We start from the raw sequence: 21145 nt of genomic DNA on the forward strand, positions 1-21145 counted from the left end.
CGCAAGGAGGAGTGAGTGCCATGTCGGACGAACAGAGGCTCCGCGAGTACCTCAAACGCGCGACCGTCGAGCTCCAGGAGACGCGTCGGCGGTTGCGGGACGTGCAGGAGCGGCACAACGAGCCCATCGCCATCATCGGCATGGCGTGCCGGTTCCCCGGCGGTGTGACGTCGCCGGAGGAGCTGTGGAAGCTGGTCGAGTCGGACGTGGACGCCGTGTCGGCGTTCCCGGACGACCGCGGCTGGGACGTCGAGGGCCTCTACCACACCGACCCCGACGAGCTGGGCAAGTCCTACGTCAAGGAGGGCGGTTTCCTCCACGACGCCGCCGACTTCGACGCGGAGTTCTTCGGCATCTCGCCGCGCGAGGCGCTCGTGGTCGACCCGCAGCACCGCGTGCTGATGGAGGTGACCTGGGAGGCGCTGGAGCGGGCGGGCATCGACCCGACGACGCTGCGCGGCAGCCGGACCGGCGTGTACGCGGGCGCGGTGACCAACGACTACGCCGCGCTGCTGGCCGGCTCGTCCGACGACGTCGAGGCCTACCGGATGACCGGCGCGGCGCAGAGCGTGCTCTCCGGCCGGGTCGCCTACGCGCTCGGCTTCGAGGGTCCCGCGATCACCGTCGACAGCGCCTGCTCCACGTCGCTGGTGGCGCTGCACCTGGCGATGCAGGCGTTGCGCCGCGACGAGTGCTCCCTGGCCGTCGCCGGCGCGGCGACCGTGATGGCCACCCCCGTGTCCTTCGTGGACTTCAGCCGCCAGCGCGGGTTCGCGCCGGACGCGCGGGTCAAGGCGTTCGCCGAAGCCGCCGACGGCACGATCTTCTCCGAGGGCGTCGGCGCGCTGGTGGTCGAGCGGCTGTCCGACGCGCTGCGCAACGGCCACCCCGTGCTCGCCGTCGTGCGCGGCAGCGCGATCAACCAGGACGGCGCGTCCAACGGCCTCACCGCGCCGAACGGCCCCTCGCAGGTGCGCGTGATCGAGCAGGCCCTCGGCAGCGCCCGGCTCACCGCCGGCGACGTGGACGCGGTCGAGGCGCACGGCACCGGCACCATGCTCGGCGACCCGATCGAGGCCCAGGCGCTGCTGGCCACCTACGGCCGCCGCACCGCGACCGAGCCGCTGTGGCTCGGCTCGGTCAAGTCGAACCTCGGCCACACGCTGGCCGCCGCCGGGTTCGCGGGCGTCATGAAGATGGTCATGGCGATGAGGCACGGCCGGCTGCCCCGCACGCTGCACGTGGACGCGCCGACCTCGCACGTGGACTGGGACAGCGGCGCGGTGCGCCTGCTGACCGAGCCGCGCGACTGGCCCGACACCGGACGGCCCCGGCGGGCGGGCGTCTCGGCGTTCGGCATGAGCGGCACCAACGCGCACGTGATCATCGAGCAGTTCGTGCGGGAACCCGAGGACCTGCCCGCGTCCGACGCCGTGCCGCCCCTGCTCGTGTCGGGTCGCAGCCCCGCCGCCCTCGCCGCGCAGGCGGGCAGGCTGCGCGACTACCTCGACGCCACCGACGTGCCGGTCGCCGACGTGGGCTTCTCGCTGGCCACCACCCGTGCCGCGCTGGAGCACCGGGCCGTCGTGCTCGGCTCGGACCGGGCCGAGCTGGTCGGCGCGCTGGACGCGCTGTCGCGCGGCGAGTCGGCCGACGGCCTGGTGTCCGGCGGCGTCACCGACACCGGCCGCACGGTGTTCGTCTTCCCCGGCCAGGGCTCCCAGTGGGCGGGCATGGCGCTGGAGCTGCTGGACAGCAGCCCGGTCTACGCGGCCCGGCTGCGCGAGTGCGCCGACGCCGTGGAGCGGCACGTCACGTGGTCGGTCGAGGACGTGCTGCGGCAGCGGGAGGGCGCGCCCGCGCTCGACCGCATCGAGGTGCTCCAACCGGTGCTGTTCGCGGTGATGGTGTCGCTGGCCGAGCTGTGGCGCTCGCACGGCGTCGAACCGGACGCCGTGGTCGGGCACTCGCAGGGCGAGGTCGCCGCCGCGTGCGTGTCCGGCGCGCTGTCCGTCGAGGACGGGGCGAAGCTGATCGTGCTGCGGTCGCGGCTGTTCGCCGACGAGCTGGTCGGCCGGGGCGCGGTCGCCTCGATCGCGGCCGGGCGCGCGGAGGTCGAGGCGCTGCTGGACGACCGGCTGTCGATCGCCGGGGTGAACGGGCCGGGCGCGGTGACCGTCGCCGGTCCGGTGCCCGCCCTGGAGGAGCTGGTCGCCGAGCTGACCGGGCGCGGGATCCGGGCGCGGGTCATCGCCTCCACGGTGGCCTCGCACAGCCCGCAGGTCGACCGGCTGCGCGACCGGATCGCCGACCTGCTGTCGTTCGTCAAGCCGCGCAAGGGCGCCGTGCCGCTGTACTCGACGGTCTCCGGCGAGGTGCTGGACGGCTCCGAGCTGGACGCGGGCTACTGGTTCGAGAACTGCCGCCGCCCGGTGAACTTCGAGCCGGTCGTGCGGGCGCTGCTGGTCGACGGGTTCCGCACGTTCGTCGAGTCCAGCCCGCACCCCGTGCTCACCACCGGCGTGGACGGGACGGCCGAGGAGGCGGGTGTCGACGCGGTCGTCGTCGGCACGTTGCGGCGGGACGCGGGCGACCTGCGGCGGTTCCACGCGTCCCTGGGCGAGGCGTACACCAGGGGCGTCCCGGTCGACTGGTCCGCGCTGTTCGCCGGTATCCCGGCGCGCCGGGTGGACCTGCCGACCTACGCGTTCCAGCGCCGCCGCTACTGGGCGCGCGGCGCCACCAGCCCCGCGGTGGCCGACCGGTCCGCCGCGTCCGGCGCCGGCGCGCTGGACGTGGTGGGCGTCGACCCGGCCGAGCGGGCCAGGCTGGTGCTGCACCGGGTGCGCGTGGAGATCGCGACCGTGCTCAAGCAGCCCGACCTGGACGCCGTGGTGATGAACCGGCCGTTCCTGGAGATGGGCCTGGACTCGCTGACCACGGTCGAGCTGCGCAACCGGCTCAACACGGCCACCGGCCTGCGGCTCACCGCCCGCGAGATCCTGGAGCTGCGCACGCCCGAGGCGCTGGTCAAGCACCTGCGGTCCCGGCTGGAAGGCACCGCGGTCGACGAGCGGCGGTCGGAGACGACCTCGTTGTTCGAGCAGGCGCGCGCTGCGGGCGACGCGGCGGCGTTCACCGAGGCGCTCATCGCGAGCAGCACCGGGCGGCCCGCGTTCGACTCGCCCGTCGGCGCGACGGCCGCCGACCCGCTGCGGTTGGCCACCGGGCCGCGCGGCCCCAGGCTGATCTGCCTGCCGACCGCGCTGGCCGACTCCGGGCCGCACCAGTACGCGCCGTTCGCCAAGCGGTTCGCCGGGCAGCGGGACGTGGTCGTGCTGACCATGCCGGGCTTCGCGGCCGGCGAACTGGTGCCGGCGAGCTTCCCCGTGCTGGCCGAGCACGTCGCCGAGGTCGTCGCCGACATCGCCGACGGCGAGCCGTTCGTGCTCGTCGGCTACTCCTCGGGCGGCCTGGTCGCGCACGCGGCCGCGAAGCTGCTCGAAGAGCGCGGCACCCCGGCCGCCGGGCTGGCGCTGCTGGACACCTACCCGTGGGACGCGGCGATCATCACCGCGATCCGGCCGCAGCTCTTCGCCGGCGTCGCCGAGCGGCTGACCGAGGTCGACGACACCCGGCTCACCGCGATGGGCGCCTACCTGCGGCTGATGGACGAGTGGAAACCCGCCGGCCTCAAAGCGCCGACGTTGTTGGTGCGCGCCGACCGGCCGATGCGGGAGTGGCCCGAGGAGATCACCTCCGTCGACGGCTGGCAGTCGTACTGGGCGGAGCCGAGCACGGTGGTCGACGTCGAGGCCGACCACTTCAGCGTCATCGACGCGCACGTCGACGGCGCGGTGCGCGCGGTCGAGACCTGGTTGGACGACGAACTGATGGAGCGGTCGTGAAGTCGAGGACGACGGTGGTCATCGTCGGCGCCGGACCCTGCGGTCTCACCGCCGCGGTCGAGCTGCTCAGGCTCGGCGTGCCGGTGCGGCTGCTGGAGGCGTCGACCGAGAAGATGACCGGCACGCGGGCGTTGCAGCTGTGGCCGCCCGCCCTGGACATCTACCAGGGCATCGGCATCCGCGAAGAGGCCGATCGGCTCGGCGTCACCGTGCGCACGAACGTCTACAACATGGCCGGCGGCAAGGTGCTGCGGGTCGCGCTGGGCGCGGAGAACGAGCCGCTGCTGCTGCCGCAGGAGCACACCGTGCGGCTGCTGGAGGAAGCGCTGGAAGCCGCCGGCGGCAAGGTGGAGCGCGGCGTGACGTTCGAGGACCTCGTGCCCGGCGAGGACTCGGTGACCGTGCAGGTGACCGGCGCGTCGGGCACCGAGCTGATCGAGGCCGACTGGGTGATCGGCGCGGACGGCGTGCGCAGCGCCGTGCGGGAGCGGCTGGACATCGGGTTCCCCGGCCAGCGGGTGCCGACGAACCTGATCCTCGCCGAGGGCCGCGTCGACGGCGACTTCGAGGAAGGCGCGGTGCACTACTTCCTCGGCCGCGGCGGCTCGCTGGTGTTCGCGCCGATGAGCGGCGGCCGGGTGCGGGTCTCCGCGCCCATCCCGCCCGACCTGCCGATCGACGAGACCGGCGTGCAGCGGCTGCTCGACGAACGCGGGCCGGGCGACTTGAAGGTCGTGTCGCTGGACCACATCGGCACCTTCTCCAGCTCCGAGCGCATCGCGTCGTCCCTGCGGCGCGGCCGGGTGTTCCTGGTGGGCGACGCCGCGCACACCCACTCGCCGCTGGGCGGTCAGGGCCTCAACCTCGGCCTGCAGGACGTGCACAACCTGACGTGGAAGCTCGCCGGCGTGGTCCGCGGCAGGTACGGCGCGCAGGTGCTGGCCGGCTACGAGGTCGAACGGCGGCAGGCGGCCGAGCAGATCGTCGGCATGACCGGCCGGATGATGAGGATGTTCATGCTCAAGCCCGCCGCCGCGCGGGTCCGCAACGCGGTGTGGGGCGTCCTGGACCGGACCGGCGCGCTGCGCCGGTGGTTCGTGCCGCTGCTCGCGGGCTGGGGCGTGCGCTACACCGACGAGCTGCTGCGCGTGGGCGCGAAGCGCGGTCGGGCGAAGCCGGGGACCCGGACGCCGCACTGGGTGCCTGCCCGCGACACCGACGGGCGGCTGCGGCTGCTCACGACGGGCGACGCCTCGGCGCCGCCGGTGGCCGGCGCGCGGGCGCTGGCGGAGCGGAACGCGTCACTGGTCGCGCACGACCACTTCGCCGGCCGCTCCGAGGGCTTCCTGGTGCTGCGGCCGGACGGGTACGTGGCGGCGTCCGGCACGTCCGTCGCGGACCTGGCCGAGGTGGAGACCCGGATCAGGGCGCTGGCCGCCGCGCCGGGAGCGGGCCGGGAATGACGATGTCGAGCCACCGGGCCGATCCCGGGCCACGCGATGAGTTGCGGAGAACCGATGGGCGTTGAGTCGCTGGAGACCGGGCTGCTGACAGGCCGGCTGGACGTGGGCCTGCTCGGTGACTTCCCCGAGCAGGACGCCGCCGACCGGGCCGCCGGTGACGCGTGGGTCGCCCGCGCCGAGGCGTTCGTGGCCGAGCACGTGCCCGACCCGGACGCGCTGGACGCGACCCGCGCGTTGCCGGACGGGCTGATCGACGCGTTGCGGCGCGAGGGGTTCCTCACCGCGGCGTTCGCCGCCGAGCTCGGCGGCGCGGCGCTGTCGCCGTACAACGTCCTGCGCGTGGTGGCCGCCGCGTCGGAGAGGTCCGTGCCGGTCGGTCAGATCATCGCCATCCAGGCCGGTGTCGGCGTGGGCGCGCTGCACCCCGCGCTGCCCGAGGGGCCGTTGCGGGACATGGTGCGCGACCGGATCAAGGGCGGCGCGCTGTCCGGGTTCGGCGACACCGACCAGGCGGGCCAGAACAACCGGCTGCCGGCGATGACCGCCACCCTCGACGGCGAGCACTACGTGCTGCGCGGGGAGAAGCTCTACACCGGCAACGGTCCCGTGGCCGACCTGCTGGCCGTGTCCGCGACCATCGACGGCGGCATCGGCGTGTGCTTCGTGGACACCGCGAGCGAGGGCTTCTCCGTCGAGTCGGTCGTGGAGTTCGTCGGCAGCAACGGCCTGCCCAACGGCGCGCTGGGCTTCGACGGCGTCCGGGTGCCCAAGGAGCACGTGCTCTCCGGCGCGGAGGGCCAGCTGCGGCTGCCCGCGATGATCAACTCGATCGCGTTCCTCGGCCGCGTCTACTTCACCGGCGCGCCCGCGTTGGCGGTGGCGCGCAACTGCCTGCGCTGGTCGCGCTCCTTCGTCAACCGGCGGATGATCGACGGCCGGCCGCTGGGGGAGTACGACCGCGTCCAGCGCATGGTGTCCCGCGCGATGGCCGACGTGTACGCGATGGACAGCGTGGCGCGGTGGAGCCTGATCGGCGGCGGCGTCACCGACCGGTGGCTGGAGCGGTTCGTCGCGAAGAACATCCTCACCCGCACCGCGTGGAAGCTCGCCGACCGCACGGTCGCGCTGATGGGCGCGGAAGGCCTGGAGACGGCGGCGAGCAAGCGGCGGCGCGGCGCACCCGTCCTGCCCGCCGAACGCGCGCTGCGCGACGCGCGCGGGTTCCGGATGGCGGGCAACGTGGACTTCCAGCTCGACAGCCAGGTGGCGCAGCTGCTGCTCGCGGCCTACTACCGGGGCGAGCGACCGACACCGGGCGAGACCGCGGTGGACGCCTCGGCGCTCGACCTGTCGCCGCGCAACCAGGTCCACCTGGACGCCGTGGCCGAGCAGACCAGGTGGTTCGCGCAGTCCTGCGCCGAGGCCACGAGGACGGCGCGGGCCGAGCTGTTCGCCGACGAGGAGTTCCTGGTCACCTCGGGCCGGATCGCGGCCGAGCTGGTCGCCGCGTCCGCCGTGCTGGCCCGCACCGCCGCGCTGGGCACGGCCGAGGCGCAGGACCTGGCGGACGTGCACTGCACGGCCGCGCTCACCCGCCTGGCCGGCCTGTGGCGGCGGCTGAGCCCGGACGGGCGGGCCGAGCACCACAAGATGAGCCGGGGCTGGCTGACCGGATCGACCTTCGAGTTCCTCACCACCACGTGAAGGCGAGCATGACCACCGAACACCTCACCCGCGCCGACCCGCTGCCCGACGTGCTCGGCGGGATCGACCTGACCGACCACGACAACTTCGCCGACGGCGTGCCGTACGAGCTGCTCGCCCGGCTGCGGGCCGAGGCGCCCGTGCTGTTCCACCCGCACGGCTCGTCGCGCGAGGACGGTTTCTGGGTGCTCACCAGGCACGCGGACATCGAAGCCGCGGCGGCCGACCCGGCGTTCTCCGCGCAGGGCGGCGGCGGGCGCGAGGGCGGCGGCACGCACCTGGAGGACCTGCCCGACGGCATGCTCACCGGCGTCCTGCTGTTCATGATGGACGACCCGCGCCACGAGCTGATCAAGCGCGTGCTGCACCCGTTCGTCACCGGCCGGGCGATCGCCGGGCTGGAGCCCGCGTTGCGCGCCCGAACCGAGGAGCTGGTGGACGCGGCCGTGGCCGCCGGCCGGGCCGAGGTGGTCACCGCCATCGCCGAACCCCTCGCCCTGCAGGCGATCGCGTCGCTGCTGGGCGTGCCGCCGGAGGACTGGCCCCGGCTGCTCGACTGGGTGCGGGCCGCGCTCGGCTTCACCGACCGCCGCACCGGCCGCGCGACCGACGGCTCGCGCGCCGTGTTCGACGCGATGCGCGAGTACTTCCGGCGGTTCGTCCTCGCCAAGCACGCCGACCCGCGGGAGGACCTGGGGTCCGTCATCGCGATCGGCGAGGTCCCCGACGGCGAGCCACTGTCCGAGGTGGAGCGGGACACGCACGCGGCGGTGCTGTTCGTGTCCGGCTACGAACAGCCGCGCAACACGATCGCCGCCGCGATCCGGGCGTTCGCGGAGCACCCGGACCAGTGGGCGCTGCTCAAGGCCGACCGGTCGCTGCTGGCGGGCGCCGTCGAGGAGGTCCTGCGCTGGGCGCCCGCCAACCCGTACAACCGGCGCACCGCCACCAGGGACGTCGTCGTGCGCGGGCAGCACATCCGCGCCGGCGACAAGGTCACCTTCTGGTGGCCGTCGGCGAACCGCGACCCCGAGGTGTTCGCCGCGCCGGACGTGTTCGACATCCGCCGCGCCCCCAACCCGCACATGGCGTTCGGCTCGGGCACGCACGCGTGCTCCGGGGACGAGTTCGGCCGGCTCCAGCTCCGGCTGGTGCTGACCGCGTTGCTCGACCGGGTCGCCGAGATCACCCCCGACGGACCGGTCGCGCACGCGCCGAACAACAAGCACACGGTGCTGCTCGACGCGCCCGTCCGACTCGTCCCCACCGTGCAGGAAAGCCAGAGAGGAAGTCTTCGATGACCCAGACCACGCCGCCGCCCCCGGCGCCCGACGTCCTGACCTACAGCCCGGAGACCGCGGCCAGGATGTTGCCGTTCGACGTCTTCGACGAGGAGTTCCACCAGGACCCGTACCCGCGCTACCGCCGGCTGCTCGCCGAGCACGGCGGCCTGCTGCACACGTCGGAGGACTCGCTCGCGGTCTTCGGCTTCGACGAGGTCTCGGCGGTGATGAAGGACCCGCGGTTCGGGATCGGCCACGGGAAGAAGTCGATGATCTCCGACCAGTTCGTGGAGAACCAGAAGGACGGCGAGTCCGGTCGCATCCTCATGTTCATGGACCCGCCGGACCACACCCGCATCCGCGGCCTGGTCAACAAGGCGTTCACCCCGCGCACGCTGGACGACCTGCGCCCGCACGCGCTCGGGTTCGCGGCCGACCTGCTGCGCGAGGCCGCCGGCTCCGACGAGGTCGACCTGATGGCGGCGTTCGCCCGGCCGCTGCCAGCCCTGGTGCTCAGCCACCTGCTCGACATCCCGGAGCGGTACCACCCGATCTTCTTCGCCAGCGCCAAGGAGTCCGGCCGCGGCCTCGACCCGGGCTTCACCCTGACCGAGGAGCAGAAGGCGGGTCGCGACTTCGCCCGCGACATGTTCATCAACGCGGGCATCGAGATGGCCGAGGACCGCCGGTCGAACCTGGGCGACGACCTGATCAGCGAGCTGGTGCGGGCGGAGCAGGAGGGCGAGCGGCTCACCGAGTGGGAGCTGGCCATGCTGCTGATGAACCTGCTCGCGGCCGGCTTCGGCGCCACCACGGCGATGATCGGCAACGCCGTGCACAACCTGCTGGAGCACCCCGACCAGCTGGCGTGGCTGCGGGCGAACCCGGACCGGATCGCCCAGGCGGTGGAGGAGCTGCTGCGCTACGACACCACGCTCCAGATCACCACCCGGATGGCGCTGGAGGACGCCGACGTCCTGGGCGTGCCGGTGGCCGAGGGCAGGCACGTCATCGTGATGCTGGGCGCGGCCAACCGCGACCCGCGGGCCTACGACCGCCCGGACGTGCTCGACCTGTCCCGCCCGGTGGCCCGCAACCTCGGCTTCGGCCACGGCATCCACTTCTGCGTCGCCGCGCCGATCGCCAAGATGATCACCCAGGTCGGGCTGACGGCGCTGCTGGAGTACTCCGTCGAACGGGGCGAGCAGGAGCTCGAGCGCTGGCCCGGCACGTTCCTGCGGGTCATCGGCGCGCTGCCGGTCAAGCTCGGCTGAGCGCCGCCGGTCGCGGAGGACCGCCGAAGTGAGGGACACGCCCCGGCCCGGTGCCGGGGCGTTCCTGTGCGCGGCGGGTCCGCGGCGCCCGCCGCGCCTAGAGCGACGCGACCGGGTCCGCGCCCAGCGTCCTGGTCAGGTCGAGCATCTCCGCCCGGAACAGCTTGGCCGGGTCGACCAGCTGGGACCGCAGGTGGCCGTAGATCTCCAGGGCCACCTGCCCGTGCATCCGGCCCCACGTCCGCAGGGCGAGCGCGACCGCCGCCGGCGGCAGGTCGGGGAACAGCTCGCGCACGCGGCGGGCGTAGGCGTCGCCGAAGTCGTCCCAGTCGTACGGCTCGGCGGCCGGGTGCTCGGGCACCGGCCAGCCCGACTCGACCAGGCGCAGCAGCACCGCGCACGCGCGGTCTTCGGCTTCCCGAACCGCGCCGTCCGCCGGCGCCTGGTAGCCGGCGACGGGGTCGCCGTAGATCAGGCGGAACTCCTCGGGGTGCGAGATCGCCCACTGCCGGTACGCGGTCGCGACGGCCAGCACGCGGTCCGCCGGGTCGGTGTCCGGACCGCCCGCGCCCGCCGCCTCCATGACGTCGGCCAGGGACGCGTAGGAATCCGCGATCAGCGCGGTGATCAGGTCGTCGCGGGTGTCGAAGTAGCTGTAGATCGCGCTGGCCGTCATGCCCATGTCCCGGGCGATCGCGCGCAACGACACGGCTTCCGCACCGCCCGCGGTGAGGTGCTTCAGCGCGATGGTCTTGATCTCCGAGCTCGTCTCCGCCCGGATCCGGTCCCGCCGTCGTGGCGTCGGTCGTCCCATGCTTGACACCTTACCCCGTACGTATAGTATCCGGGGTGCAAGAACTGAACGGCGTTTAGTGAATGAACGGCATGTAGTCCACTTCGCGTCGACGACGCCGCGGTCAACCCCTTCCCGACCCCGGGCGCAGTCGCGCGCGGGGGCAGCCCCTTGTGACGAAGAGAGTTCCCAGCTGTGGTCGCTACCGATAACCCGACATCGAGCAGGTCCGGTCTCCGGCTCGCGCTCCTGGCGTTGGCGCAGTTCATCATCGCCATCGACTACAACAACGTGTATGTCGCGTTGCCTGAGATCGGCAGCGCACTCGGCTTCTCGGACCAGTCGTTGCAGTGGGTGGTCAGCGCGTACGCGGTAGCGTTCGGCGGCTTACTGCTGCTGGGCGGTCGGGCCGCCGACCGCCTCGGCGCCCGGCGCATGTTCATCGGCGCCCTGCTGGTCTTCGGCGTCTCGTCCCTGATCGGCGGCCTCGCCACCGAGCAGGGCGTCCTCGTCGCCGCCCGCGCGGTCCAGGGCCTCGGCGGCGCGCTGCTGTTCCCGGCCGTCCTGACCCTCATCGTGACCCGCTTCCCCGAGGGCAAGGAGCGCAACCGCGCCCTGTCCGTGTGGGGCTCCACCGGCAGCGGCGGCCTGGCCGCCGGCGCGCTGCTCGGCGGTGTGATCACGCACGGCATGGGCTGGCAGTGGGTCTTCTTCATCGTCGTGCCGGTCACGGTCATCGCGGCGATCGTCGCGCCGAAGCTCATCGCGCCCGACGCCACCGTCAGCAGGGGCGGCAGCTTCGACCTCCCCGGCGCGCTGGTGGTCACCATCGGCGTGTCGCTGATCGTCTTCGGCCTCGTCAGCGGCCCGGAGGTGGGCTGGAGCTCGCTCCGCGCCTGGGGCGCCATCGTGCTCGGCGTCCTGCTGGTGATCACGTTCTTCGTCATCGAGCGCACCACCAAGGACCCGCTGGCGCCGGTCGCGCTGTTCCGCAACCGCAGCCTGGTGACCGCCATGGCGGTGGCCTTCCTGCACCACGCCGCGTTGAGCTCCGGCTACTTCATCTTCACCATCTACATGCAGAACACCCTGCAGTACAACGCGCTCGAGGCCGGGCTGGCGTTCCTCCCGCTCGGCGTGTTCGCGATGGTCGCGGGCGGCAAGGTGGCCTCCACCGTGCTGACGAAGTTCGGCGTCGGCGCCGGCCTCGCGGTCGGCATGATCATCTACGCGGTCGGCCTCGGCGCGCTGGTGGCGGGCATGAGCGCGGGCGGCAGCTACTGGGCCGTACTGCCGGGCGTGGTGCTGTACGGCTTCGGCGGCGGGCTCGCGTTCACCGCGATCTTCGTGGCCGCGTCGTCCGGTGTCGACGCCTCGCAGCAGGGCGTGGCCTCGGCCCTGGGCTCCACCGCGCTGCAGATCGGCGCGGCGGTCGGCCTGGCGATCATCCTGGTGATCGCGAACGCCGGGTCGTCGTTCCTGGGCGGCCTGAAGATCGCGGGCTACGTCGCCGCGGCCGGCGCGCTGCTGGGCGGCCTGCTCGCGTTCACCCTCAAGAAGCCCGCGCCGGCGCCCGTCGAGGAAGCGCCGGCCGTCACGCCGGAGGCCGCGATCTGAGAGGCCTGACGACGAACGGGTGAACACCGCTTCGCGAGTTCGCGTCCGGGGTGGCGGCTGACTGGTCGTCACACCCGGACGCTTTCGCGGGACGGGCGGATACCTCGGTGGTAAAAGGAAAATACGAGTGACAGTCGACCGGCGGGCCGGTGCCGAAGCGCTATCCGGCGGTCCGTCGCGATCGCGGTGGAGATCATTATGCTGGGGTGACAGCGGGGTCGCTCAGGCGGGGGCGCGGTGCGGGGCCCCCGCCGGCAGGTCACCTCACCGGGGAGTATGGCGCGGCTCGACGTCCGGGTGTCCGTCGTGGCCGCGTCCCGTGTGGTGGCCTCGGTAAGTCGAGGCAGTCTTCGGCGCGAATCATCGGAGTGGTCTGGGGGACCAGTGATGTTCGAACGGGAAACGCAATTATCCGACTTACGCGGGCTGTTCGCCGAATGCCGACGCGGCAAGGGGCGAATGGCGGTCGTCAGCGGGCCGGTGGCCACCGGCAAGACCGAACTGCTCGACCAGTTCGCCGAGGAGGCGGTGGTCGGCGGCGCGGTGTTCCTCTCCGCTTCGGGGGGCCGGGCCGAACGCGCCGTGCCCTTCGGGGTGCTCGGTCAGCTCTTCCGCAGCGCGCACCTGCCCCCGGAGGCGTCGACGCACGTGTCGTGGCTGCTCGCCGAGGCCGCGCGCAGCTCGACGGTCTCGCCGGTCGTGCACCACGGGCTGTGCATGGCGCTGCTGGACCACGTGGAAGGCTCGGACGCGCCGGTGCTGATCGGTGTCGACGACGCGCACAACGCCGACGCCGAGTCGCTGGAGTGCCTGTCGTCCGTGGTGCGCCGGGTGCGGTCCGGCGGCGTGATGATCGTGCTCAACGAGGGGCTCTTCGCGGGTGAGCGCCACCCGCTGCTGCGCGCCGGCCTGCCGCGCGCGCCGCTGTGCCGCCGCATCCGGCTCGAACCGCTGTCCCGCAACGGTGTCGCGGCGCTGCTGGCCGAGTCCCTCGGACCGGTCCGCGCGCTCGACCTGGCCGCGGCCTGCCACGCCACCACCGGCGGCAACCCGCTGCTGGTCCGCGCCCTGGCGGAGGACAACGGCGGCACCGGACCGGGCGACGAGCTGGTGATCGGCCCGGCGTTCGCCCACACCGTGCTGAGCTGCCTGGACACCTGCGAGGTCATGCGGGCGGTCGCCCGCGGCCTGGCGGTGCTCGCCGAGCCGTGCCTGTCCCTGCTGCTGGGCAAGCTGGCGGACGTGGAGCCGGAGTCGGCGGTGCGCGCGACCGTCGCGCTCAACGAGTGCGGCGTCCTCGACGGCGACTGGTTCCGCCACCCGCTGACCCGCGCGGCCGTGCTCGACGGCATCCCGCCGGCCGAGCACACCGAACTGCACCGCCGTGCCGCGACGTTGCTGCGGACCGAGGGGTCGGGGCCGGCGAGCATCGCCCGCCAGCTCGTCCAGGCGGGCGCGGCCGTCGAGCCGGACCTGGTCCCCGTGCTGCACGAGGCGGCGGAGCAGGCGCTCGCCGAGGACGACATGGACCACGCCCGCGCCTGCTTGTGGCTGGCCAGGCAGTCCGGCGGCGACGAGCGGCAGCGGGCCACGACGACCGCCACGATCGCCCGGGTGCAGTGGCGCGTCGACCCGGTCGCGGCGGCGGCCCACATCGGCGAGCTGACCGCGGCGGCCCGCGCCGGGCACCTCACCGAGCGGTACGCGGGCATGGTGGTCCAGCTCCTGACGTGGTTCGGCCACACGGACCAGGCGAAGGCGCTGGAGGCCCAGGCCGCCGGTCCGCGCCGGCTCGCCCTGTCCGAACTCGTGCCGACCGGGGACGACAGGCGGGGCGCGAAGGGCCTGGCGACCGCCGAGCGCGTGCTCCAGACCGGCCGGGTCGAGGAGCACACCCTCGTGCAGACCCTGGACGCCCTCACCGCGCTGATGGCGAGCGGGCGGCTGGCCGACGCCGAGTCGTGGTGCAAGCGACTGGCCGACGAGGTCGCCGGCCGCCACATGCCGACGTGGCACGCCTTGCTGAGCGCGATGCGCGCCGAGATCGCCCTCAGGCGCGGCGAGCTGGGTGAGGCCCTCCGCCACGGCAAGCTCGCGTTGGAGATCCTGCCGGTCGAGGCCTGGGGCGTCGTCATCGGACTGCCGGTCGGCACCCTGGTCCGCACCCACCTGGCCGCCGGCCGGGTCGAGGACGCCTCGGACCAGCTGCGCACCCCCGTGCCGGACGCCGTGTTCCAGACCGCGATCGGGCTGCACTACCTGCGGGCCCGGGGCCTGTACTACCAGGCGAGCGGCCGTCACCGGGCGGCGCTGGACGACTTCCAGTCGCTGGGCGAGCTGATGGTGAAGTGGGGGGTCGACTCGCCGACGCTCGTGCCGTGGCGCACGGACGCCGCGCAGACGTGGCTGAGGCTCGGCGACCCGGACCGCGCCCGGCACCTGGCCGAGGAGCAGAGCGAGCTGTGCGAACCGGAGGACGCCCGGCTGCGCGCCGTGTCGATCCGGATCGTCGCGGCCACCACCGACCCGAATCGCCGGGTCGTCATGCTGGGCACGGCCGTGGAGGCCCTGCAGGGCACCGGTGACCGGCTGGAACTGGCGCACACCCTCTCGGACCTGGGGTGGGCCTACCACGAGCTGGGCAACTTCAGCCAGTCCCGGTTGGCGTTGCGCAGCGCCGGGCTGATCGCGAAGCAGTGCGACGCCCCGGCTCCGGGTCGCACGTCCCAGCCCGCGACGTCCCCGCTCGACCGGGCGCCGGCGGACGGCAGGTCGTTGAGCGACGCCGAGGCCAGGGTCGCGATGCTGGCCTCCTGGGGGTACAGCAACCGGCAGATCGCCACCAAGCTGTTCATCACGGTGAGCACGGTGGAGCAACACCTGACGCGCACCTACCGGAAGCTCAAGGTGAACCGGCGCTCGGAACTGGCCAGGGGCCTGTACTCCGGTGCGGCGGTCGAGACGATCTGAGCCCTCCCCGCCCGGCCGGCGCCCCCGCTCACCTGAGCGGGGGCGCCGGCCGACGCGGGCCCCGGGCGACGGGCGCGCCTGCCCGCAGCACACCGTCCACAGTGTCCTGTCCACGGTGTGCTGTGGACGACGCCAGGCCACCGGTCGACTGCCTCACCCGGCTCCCGCGGCGAGCGGTTCGTCGTGTCCTGGCACCGATTTCGTCACTCGTTCGAGTGAATCCCCGGCCGGACTCGCCTAGTGGACCTGGAGGCTCGGGGAGCTGTCGTCCGCGCGGTCGAGCGCGGCGGCACAAGCGGCCTGCATCCGCGCCGCGACGGTGGGGCCGCTCGGCGCCGGCCGCTGCCGGGCGTGTGGCCCGAGGTGGGCTTCCCGGAGCTCGTCCATGAAGGCTTCCCACACGGGCGGGCCGCCGGCGGCGAGCACCTCGGCGCGGGCGGTGTGCACGTCGGTCACCGGCAGGTGGCGGATGCCCCAGACGTTGAGCTGCACGAAGACGGGCACCAGCTGGATCGCCTGCTCGGTCAGGCTGTAGGTGACCTTCTGCTTGTGCGAGGGGTCGTCGGCCTTGGTGAGCAACCCGTGCTCGACGAGCGCGGCGAGCCGGTCGGCGAGGACGTTCGAGGAGATCCGCTCGGGGCCGGCGAGCAGCTCCCGGAAGTGCCGGGCGTCGGCGAAGATCACGTCGCGGAGGACCAGCAGCGTCCAGCGGTCGCCGAAGATCTCCAGCGACAGGCTGATCGGGCAGCTCGACCGCGTGTCCTTCCGCACCGCACCCACCTCCGGACCGTTTGCCTGCCCCCGCCATTGTGCCCTAGTGTGCAACCGGTTGCGGAAGGAGAGCAGTTCGAGCCTGGGGCACGGCGCTGGGCAACCCTGCCCGAGGTGGTGCCGCGCACCGACCCGACGCCCCCGCGACGGTCTCCCGCAACGACGAGAACCACCAAGCAGGCACCCCGAAGGAAGGTCCACATGAGTACCCAGCAAGCGGCGCCAGGTCGGAGTAGCACCACCCTGGTCCTGGTCACGCTGTTCTTCGGTGTGTTCGTGATGGGCTGCGCGGAACTGCTCGTGGTCGGCGTGCTGGACCTGATCGCGGCCGACCTCGACGTCTCCGTCTCCGCCGCCGGCGGGTTGGTGACCGCGTTCGCGCTGGGCATCGCGATCGGCGGCCCGGTCCTGACCATGCTGACCATGAAGCTGAACAAGCGGACCGTGCTGGTCGGCGCGCTCGTCGTGTTCATCGTGGCCAACCTGGTCCTGGTGCTGGCCTCCCACTACGCGTTATTCCTCGCGGCGCGGTTCGTCGCCGGCGCGGTCGAGGGCCTGTTCATCGGGGTCGCGTTCGTGGCGGGCATGGCGATCGTCCCGCCGGAGCGCGTGGGCCGGGCGATCGCCCTGATCATCTCCGGGGTCACGGTGTCGGCCGCGGTGGGCGTGCCGCTGGGCACGCTGGCCAGCCAGGGCTTCGGTTGGCGCGGGTCGTTCACCGGGATCATCGTGCTCTGCGTGCTCGCGCTCGTCGCGACCCTGGTGCTGGTCCCCTCGGTGGCGGGCTCCGAGCGGGACGCCTCGGCCGACGCCGGCCAGGCCAAGTACGCCTTCGCGCCCAGGGTGCTGTTCATGCTGACGGTGAACATCGTGGTCTTCACGTCGCTGTACACGGCCCTGACCTACATCGTGCCGTTCCTGCAGAACGTCACGGGCATCACCGGGGCGCTGGTCAGCGCGTTCCTGCTGGCCTACGGCGTGGCCACCGCGGTGGGCTCGTTCGGCGGCGGCCGGTTCGCCGACAAGAGCGCCTCGGGCACGCTGATCGTCGGGACCGCCGGCACGGCGGTCGCCCTGCTGGTGCTCTACTTCGTCGGCTCGATCCCGGTCCTCGTGGCGCTCGTGATGCTGCTCTGGGGCGTGCTCGCCATGAGCATGGCCCCGTCCCTCCAGCTCCGCGTGGTGACCCTGGCGGGCCCCGGTGGCCGGGTGGCGTCCTCGCTGCCCGCGTCCGCGGTCAACATCGGCATCGCGGCGGGCTCGGCGGCCGGGGGTGTGGCGATCAGCGGGTTCGGCCCCTCGGCCCCGATCATCACCGCGTCGGCCATCGCGGTGGTCGGCGTCCTGCTCGCCTGGGCCACCAGCTACCTCAAGCCGCCGGTGATCGAGAAGACGGCCGAGCCGGCCGCCTGATCCGGTCCCCGGCCACTGTGGACCGAGTCCGCTGAGGAGGTGCCCCAGGTCGTCGACCTGGGGCACCGGTCGCACGGTCGTGACGACCCGTGGGACGGGGTTCCCGCTCAGGGAGTTCCTTCGTCGTTCGGCGTCAGCACCACGGGCAACGCCGCGTGGCCGTTGGAGATGAACGACCCCAGCGGCCGCAGTTCGCCGGCCGGCACCGCGAGCCGCATCCGCGGGAACCTGGTGAAGAGGGCGGGCAGGCCGACGGCGGCCTCCAGCCGGGCCAGCGGCGCGCCCAGGCAGTGGTGCGTGCCGTGGCCGAACGCGAGGTGGTCGCGGCGGGTGGGCCGGGTCGGGTCGAACTCGGTGGCGGTGTCGCCGTGCGCCTTCGGGTCGCGCCCGCCGGCGGCGAAGGCGATGACGATCGGGTCGCCCTTCGGGATGAACGCGTCACCGAGGTCGATGTCCTCCACGGCGTAGCGCAGCGGCAGGTTCGTGATCGGCGCCTCCAGGCGCAGCGACTCCTCGATCACGTCCTCCCACGGCACCGTGCCGGCCAGCGCGGCGGCGCGCTGCGCGGGGTGCGTCAGCAGCAGGGAGATGGTCTGGTCGAACAGGTTCACCGTCGTCTCGTGGCCGGCGGTGAACATCAGCATGATGGTGGCGACCAGCTCCTCCTCGCTCATCTGGCCGCCGTCGTCGTTCTGCGCCTGGAGCAGGCCGGTGGTGACGTCGTCGCCGGGCCTGGTGCGCTTGACCGCGACCAGCTCGTGCAGCAGCCGGTCCACCTCCAGCGCGTTGGCCATGACCTGGTCCGGGGTGGCGGAGGTGTCCATGACCTCGTGCACCGCGGTGAGCAGCGGGCCGCGGATCTCGTCGGGCACGCCCAGCAGCCCGGAGATCATCTGCACGGGCAGCGGGTAGGCGAACCGCTCGCGCAGGTCGACCACCTCGCCCGCCGGCACCTCCGCCAGGCCCGCCAACAGCTCCTCGGTGCTCGCCTCGATGCGCGGGCGCATCGCCTGCGTGCGGCGGGCGGTGAACGCCTTGGCCACCAGCTTGCGCAGCCTGCCGTGCTCCGCGCCGTACGCGCTGATCATGTTCCGCTTGGCGACCCACATCGACAGCGACCAGGTCCTGGCCAGCTCGCTCTCGCCGTTCTCCCAGGCGGGCCAGTGCTGGTAGGTGTCGCGGGACACCCGCCGGTCGGTGAGCAGCTGCTTGATCAGCGCGTGGTCGGTGACCCACCACGCGATCACCCCGCCGGGCAGTTCCACCCGCACCGCGCGTCCCAAGGCGCGCAGGCGCTCGGACTCACCGTGGATGTCGCGCCCGGTCGTGTCGATGACCGGGTGGCTCGTGTGGCTCGTCATGTCGACTAGCTCCCGTCTCGGAATGTCCGGCGGACGCCGCGGAAGCCCGCGTCGACCCTCGACGCGCCTCCCGGATCACCTTGCGCGGTCGGCACTCCGCCGGGCCGGCCGGCGGGCCCCGACCGATTCGGGCCACCGCCCGTCACGGAAAGCCTAGCCATTGCAGGGGATTCGGTCGAGGAAAGACGATGTGCGAGTACGGCTCCGCACCGGCGAGGCCGACGCGCGCATCCCGACCGTTCCGGAAAGCGCCGTGACGGGGCAGAACATTCGCCGCCACTGCTTTTCCCGTTGGGTCAAACGAGTGACAACGACCGGACCGCGGGCTTCGACCTGTTCGTCGTCGGTGCCCGTGAGCTAGGCTTTCTCGGTCGTGGGCAAGGGGGTTTCGCGCGGGACACGGGACAATGCGGTCCGGGCTTCGAAAAGGCGACGGCGTCGTCCTGACAGAGATTTCCCGTCACCGGGGTGATCACCGCCCGCGTGGCGGGCGGAGCAATCCTTCACTGGGGAGACCTCGCCATGTCAACTGCCAGAGCACCCAGGGCGCCGGGCTGGCTGCCGCTGCTGGGCCACACGATTCCGCTGCTGTCGCAGCGGACCAGGTTCACCTCCTCGCTGCACCGGTATGGCGACATCGTCGAGGTCCACATCGGCTCGCAGCCCGGGTACGTGTTGACCGACAAGGCGTTGGTGCACGAGGTCCTCGTGGCCGACGCGGGCAACTACGAGCGGGGCCGGGTGTTCGACAAGCTCCGGCCGTTCATGGGCAACGGGCTCGTCACGTCCACCGGCCGGCAGCACCGGCGTCAGCGGCGGCTGATGCAGCCGGCGTTCCACCGGCGGGAGATCGCCGGGTACGTCACGAGCATGTCGAAGGCCGCCACCGAGATGGTGGACTCGTGGCGGGCCGGCGAGGCGCGCCCGATCGACGACGACATGCACGTCGTCGCGGGGACCGTGGTCGCCAAGGCCTTGTTCTCCGAGAGCCTGGACACCCCCGCCTTACGCGAGTTCCTGCGCTGCAACAGGATCCTCGTCGCCCACAGCACCGTGCGGGCGATGTCGCCCGCCGTGATCGGCGCGCTCCCCCTGCCGGTCAACCGCCGTTTCGACCGGGCGGTCGAGCACGTCCGGCGGGCGGTGCGCGAGGTCGTCACCGAGCGCCGCGCCCACCCCGACGAGCACTCCGACCTGCTGTCGATGCTGTTGGCCGCGCGTGACGAGGACACCGCCGAGGGCATGACGGACGACGAGGTCCACGACGAGATGATCACGTTGTTCGTGGCCGGGGTCGAGACCGCGTCCCGCGCGCTGGCTTGGGCCTTCCACGAGATCGGCCGGCGACCGGACGTCGAGTCCCGGCTGCTGGCCGAGGTCGACGAGGTGCTGAAGGGCGGGCCCGCCGGGCTCGAGGACGTCCCGCGCCTGACCTACACCCGCCAGGTGGTCAACGAAGTCCTCCGGTTCTACGGTCCGTGGCTGCTGATGCGGCGGCCCACCACCGACGTGGAGCTCGGCGGCGTCCGGCTGGCCGCCGGCACCGAGCTCATCGTCAGCCCGCACGCCCTGCACCACGACCCCCGCAGCTTCCCCGACCCGGACCGCTTCGACCCGGACCGCTGGCTGCCCGAGCGCGCCGCCGAGGTGCCGCGCCACGCCTACATCCCGTTCGCCGCCGGCGTGCACCAGTGCATCGGCAGCGCGTTCGCGTTGACCGAGATCACCGTGGTGATCGCCACCGTGCTGTCCCGGGTGCGCCTGGAACCGGTGCCCGGCAAACCGGTGCGGGAGCTGGTCACCAACGTGCCGGTGCCCAGCCAACTGCCGATGACCGTCGTGCCGCGAACGCCCGGCGAGGCGTGACGGCGGCACGGCGGCGTTTGCCGCGTCACCGGAACGGGGAACCACGTACTCGCTGAACGAGTGCGGGGGGTGGCGGTGGAGGAGGAGGTTCGGCGGGCGCGCGACGAGGTGGTCAACATGGTGGCGTCGCGCCCGGCGGGGACGGCGAACGGCCGGCGGGCGTTGCCGCGCGCACTCCTCCGGCGCGACCTCGGGCTGTTGGTGGCCGCGGGTGTGGCGGACCTCCTGGTCGCGGTGGCGGTGGTGGCCGTGGGACCGGACGCGTGGTTCACCACCGCGGCCGGTATCGCGTCGGCGGTGCTCGGGGCGAACGCGATCGCCGGGGCCTTCCAGGAGTCGCGCCGGCGCGGGGGAGAGGTCGCCCGCGTCCGCGAGCACGGCGCGGACCCGGTGGACACCCTGGCGGAGCTGCGAGCCGACGTCCCGCCGCCCCGGTGGACCTTGGTGATCCGGGTGCTGTGCGAGCTGTTCCTGCTCACCGCGGTGACGCTGGTGCTGGTCTCGACGGTGGGGGCAGCCGCCCGGGTGGTCGTGGTGGCCGCGCTGGTCTGCCACCTCACCGCGACGGCGCTGAACGATCGGTACAGCCGCCGCCGGGAGCGGTGGAAGAGCGACTTCCTGCGCGAGGAGGACGTCGTGCTGCCGCCGCTGCCCGACCGCTGGCGCGTGCTGGTGCCACACCGGCCGAAATGAGCCGGCGCCCTCGCGGGAGGCCTCGTAGG

Annotated in this window: 13 protein-coding genes; 10 read left to right on the plus strand and 3 right to left on the minus strand. The window is 73.1% G+C overall.

Annotated features, from left to right (window positions below; genetic code table 11):
• The first annotated feature begins 20 nt into the window (after positions 1–20).
• From IOD16_RS13470 to IOD16_RS13490, 5 genes are read left to right on the plus strand one after another with little or no spacing between them, the layout of a single operon-like run.
• A complete protein-coding gene (locus tag IOD16_RS13470; protein ID WP_201440320.1) occupies positions 21–3908 on the plus strand; it encodes a type I polyketide synthase in 3888 nt (1295 codons plus the stop codon).
• Positions 3905–5371, plus strand: a complete 1467-nt coding sequence (locus tag IOD16_RS13475; protein ID WP_201440321.1) for an FAD-dependent oxidoreductase — start codon at positions 3905–3907, stop codon at positions 5369–5371. The genes IOD16_RS13470 and IOD16_RS13475 overlap by 4 nt, the downstream gene beginning before the upstream one ends.
• Before the next feature lie 54 nt (positions 5372–5425).
• On the plus strand, positions 5426–7075 hold the full coding sequence (locus IOD16_RS13480) for an acyl-CoA dehydrogenase family protein (protein ID WP_201440322.1): 1650 nt from the start codon (positions 5426–5428) through the stop codon (positions 7073–7075).
• An 8-nt stretch (positions 7076–7083) separates the two neighbouring features.
• Entirely contained in the window at positions 7084–8376 is a 1293-nt protein-coding gene (locus IOD16_RS13485) for a cytochrome P450 (protein ID WP_123747789.1), read from the plus strand.
• On the plus strand, positions 8373–9632 hold the full coding sequence (locus IOD16_RS13490; RefSeq protein ID WP_201440323.1) for a cytochrome P450: 1260 nt from the start codon (positions 8373–8375) through the stop codon (positions 9630–9632). Before IOD16_RS13485 ends, IOD16_RS13490 begins: the two co-directional genes overlap by 4 nt.
• A 97-nt stretch (positions 9633–9729) precedes the next feature.
• On the opposite strand, the gene IOD16_RS13495 is transcribed toward IOD16_RS13490, so the two are convergent.
• Positions 9730–10446: a TetR/AcrR family transcriptional regulator gene (locus tag IOD16_RS13495; protein ID WP_201440324.1), complete on the minus strand. Its 717-nt coding sequence runs from the start codon at positions 10444–10446 to the stop codon at positions 9730–9732.
• A gap of 174 nt (positions 10447–10620) precedes the next feature.
• Between IOD16_RS13495 and IOD16_RS13500 the strand changes: the two genes are divergently transcribed.
• Entirely contained in the window at positions 10621–12042 is a 1422-nt protein-coding gene (locus IOD16_RS13500; protein ID WP_201440325.1) for an MFS transporter, read from the plus strand.
• 387 nt (positions 12043–12429) lie between these two features.
• Positions 12430–15012, plus strand: a complete 2583-nt coding sequence (locus IOD16_RS13505) for an AAA family ATPase (RefSeq protein WP_201440326.1) — start codon at positions 12430–12432, stop codon at positions 15010–15012.
• Positions 15013–15249: 237 nt separating this feature from the next.
• On the opposite strand, the gene IOD16_RS13510 is transcribed toward IOD16_RS13505, so the two are convergent.
• Positions 15250–15783 carry a winged helix-turn-helix transcriptional regulator gene (locus tag IOD16_RS13510; RefSeq protein WP_201440327.1) on the minus strand — a complete coding sequence of 178 codons (534 nt, stop codon included), beginning with the start codon at positions 15781–15783 and terminating at the stop codon, positions 15250–15252.
• A 201-nt stretch (positions 15784–15984) separates the two neighbouring features.
• Here IOD16_RS13510 and IOD16_RS13515 point away from each other — a divergent pair, with 201 nt between their 5' ends.
• The gene (locus IOD16_RS13515; RefSeq protein WP_201440328.1) at positions 15985–17196 is read left to right on the plus strand and encodes an MFS transporter; all 1212 of its coding nucleotides are present in this window, start codon (positions 15985–15987) and stop codon (positions 17194–17196) included.
• A gap of 107 nt (positions 17197–17303) precedes the next feature.
• Here the strand turns inward: IOD16_RS13515 and IOD16_RS13520 are convergent, their stop codons facing one another.
• Positions 17304–18557: a cytochrome P450 family protein gene (locus IOD16_RS13520; protein WP_201440329.1), complete on the minus strand. Its 1254-nt coding sequence runs from the start codon at positions 18555–18557 to the stop codon at positions 17304–17306.
• 522 nt (positions 18558–19079) lie between these two features.
• On the opposite strand from IOD16_RS13520, the gene IOD16_RS13525 reads away from it, so the two are divergent.
• The gene (locus tag IOD16_RS13525) at positions 19080–20423 is read left to right on the plus strand and encodes a cytochrome P450 (RefSeq protein WP_201440330.1); all 1344 of its coding nucleotides are present in this window, start codon (positions 19080–19082) and stop codon (positions 20421–20423) included.
• 75 nt (positions 20424–20498) lie between these two features.
• Complete coding sequence (locus IOD16_RS40960) at positions 20499–21116, plus strand: hypothetical protein (RefSeq protein WP_201440331.1); 618 nt, start codon at positions 20499–20501, stop codon at positions 21114–21116.
• Positions 21117–21145: the final 29 nt, after the last annotated feature.

Origin of the sequence: Saccharothrix sp. 6-C, assembly GCF_016695385.1 — a bacterium.
Classification (GTDB): Bacteria; Actinomycetota; Actinomycetes; order Mycobacteriales; family Pseudonocardiaceae; genus Actinosynnema; species Actinosynnema texasense.

Coding starts and splice junctions, on each gene's coding strand:
- IOD16_RS13470 (WP_201440320.1), top strand. CDS start 21: ATGTCGGACGAACAGAGGCTCCGCGAGTACCTCAAACGCGCGACCGTC.
- IOD16_RS13525 (WP_201440330.1), top strand. CDS start 19,080: ATGTCAACTGCCAGAGCACCCAGGGCGCCGGGCTGGCTGCCGCTGCTG.
- IOD16_RS13490 (WP_201440323.1), top strand. CDS start 8,373: ATGACCCAGACCACGCCGCCGCCCCCGGCGCCCGACGTCCTGACCTAC.
- IOD16_RS13520 (WP_201440329.1), bottom strand. CDS start 18,557: ATGACGAGCCACACGAGCCACCCGGTCATCGACACGACCGGGCGCGAC.
- IOD16_RS13495 (WP_201440324.1), bottom strand. CDS start 10,446: ATGGGACGACCGACGCCACGACGGCGGGACCGGATCCGGGCGGAGACG.
- IOD16_RS13485 (WP_123747789.1), top strand. CDS start 7,084: ATGACCACCGAACACCTCACCCGCGCCGACCCGCTGCCCGACGTGCTC.
- IOD16_RS13515 (WP_201440328.1), top strand. CDS start 15,985: ATGAGTACCCAGCAAGCGGCGCCAGGTCGGAGTAGCACCACCCTGGTC.
- IOD16_RS13505 (WP_201440326.1), top strand. CDS start 12,430: ATGTTCGAACGGGAAACGCAATTATCCGACTTACGCGGGCTGTTCGCC.
- IOD16_RS13480 (WP_201440322.1), top strand. CDS start 5,426: ATGGGCGTTGAGTCGCTGGAGACCGGGCTGCTGACAGGCCGGCTGGAC.